Origin of the sequence: Methylobacterium nigriterrae (assembly GCF_037106235.1) — a bacterium.
Lineage (GTDB): Bacteria > Pseudomonadota > Alphaproteobacteria > Rhizobiales > Beijerinckiaceae > Methylobacterium > Methylobacterium nigriterrae.
Genome location: NZ_JBAWTG010000799.1, coordinates 1 through 279, shown reverse-complemented (window position 1 = coordinate 279; position 279 = coordinate 1). Strand labels below are relative to the sequence as shown.

The 279-nt window shown below is 65.2% G+C and carries 1 tRNA gene; it reads right to left on the bottom strand.

Annotation, left to right across the window (positions count from 1 at the left end):
- Positions 1-37: 37 nt before the first annotated feature.
- Positions 38-114 (bottom strand) — tRNA-Asp (locus WDW90_RS39205).
- Between the last annotated feature and the right edge of the window lie 165 nt (positions 115-279).

The following is a 279-nucleotide window of genomic DNA, read 5'->3' as shown; positions in this document are numbered from 1 at the left end:
ACAGCGGAGCGACAAAGCCTCAAGTGCTTGAAAAATATGGCGCGAGTGACGGGGCTCGAACCCGCGACCTCCGGCGTGACAGGCCGGCACTCTAACCGACTGAGCTACACCCGCGCTTCGACGCCACCGGGCGGCCGCGTCGTGGCGGCTGATTAAGCGGTTACCCATGTGGTGTCAAGCGGCCAGCCGCGCTCGAACGACACGCCCCGATGGACACTTGCTTGCCACATCGGCACGCAGGACGACGGCACGAAACGGCCGACGCACAAAGCCGTTGCG